The 1,355-nt window shown below is 59.3% G+C and carries 1 protein-coding gene; it reads left to right on the top strand.

The window, feature by feature from the left end:
• Positions 1-1,355 (top strand): Ig-like domain-containing protein (locus C2M17_RS13310; protein WP_199776026.1); only part of this gene is annotated, 1,355 nt, incomplete at both ends.

Genomic DNA, 1,355 nt, shown 5'->3' with positions numbered 1-1,355 from the left:
CTTAGTTATTGACACCAGCGCGCCAACCACGGGCGATGGTGCGAACAGCATTGCGTTCAACGACGGCGGCGATGAGCTGGTTAGCGCAAGCGAGGCGACCAACGTGACCCTTTCTGGCGTTGTTGAAGCCGGTTCCACCGTCGACAGCATCACCATCAGTGATGGCGTGACCACGATCACGGTGCCGAGCTCGGCGATCAGCACAGATAGCAACGGCAACCTGACAGTCACCGGGCAAGACCTTTCAGGTCTCGCCGACGGTGAATTGACCGTCACCATGACAGTGACTGACGTCGCAGGGAATACAGGTACTGTAACCGATACCACCACCCTAGATACGGGCGCACCTTCGGTGACCATCAACGACAACACCACCAATGACAGCACCCCAGCCTTGACCGGCACCATAGATGATCCAGATGCGAGCATAGTAGTGACTGTCGAAGGGGTGGATTATGTTGCCACTAACAATGGCGACGGCACCTGGACCTTGGTGGATGACACCTTGCCAGCGCTTATGGACGGTAGCTACCAGGTCACCGTGACCGCCACCGACGCGGCGGGTAACAGCAGCATGGCCACGGGCAATTTAGTCATTGATACCAGCGCACCAACCACGGGCGATGGTGCGAACAGCATCATGTTCAACGACGGCGGCGATGAGCAGTTAAGCGCTAGCGAAGCCACGAACGTCAGCTTCACCGGCAGCGTTGAAGCCGGTGCCACCGTCGACAGCATCACCATCAGTGATGGCGTGACTACCATCACGGTACCGAGCTTGGCGATCAGCACGGATAGCAACGGCAACCTGACAGTCACTGGGCAAGATCTGTCAAGCCTCGCCGACGGCGAATTGACCGTGACCATGACAGTGACTGACGTCGCAGGGAATACAGGTACGGTAACCGATACCACCACCCTGGACACGGCCACACCTTCGGTGACCATCAACGACAACACCACCAATGACAGCACCCCTGCCTTGACCGGCACCATAGATGATCCAGAGGCGAGCATCGTGGTGACGGTTGAAGGGGTGGATTACGCCGCCACTAACAATGGCGACGGCACCTGGACCTTGGTGGACGACACCTTGCCAGCGCTGGCTGAGGGCACCTACAGTGTCACTGTGACCGCCACCGACGGGGCGGGTAACAGTGGCACGGCCACGGGCAACCTAGTCATCGACACCAGCGCGCCCACCACGGGCGATGGTGCAAACAGCATCGCGTTCAACGACGGTGGGGATGAGCTGGTCAACGCGGACGAAGCCACGAGTGTGAGCTTCACCGGCAGCGTTGAAGCGGGTGCCACCGTGAACAGCATCGCCATCAGTGATGGCGTGACTACGATCA

The organism is Pseudoalteromonas sp. T1lg10, assembly GCF_002964545.1.
GTDB lineage: Bacteria > Pseudomonadota > Gammaproteobacteria > Enterobacterales > Alteromonadaceae > Pseudoalteromonas.
This window is presented reverse-complemented; position numbering and strand designations above follow the sequence as displayed.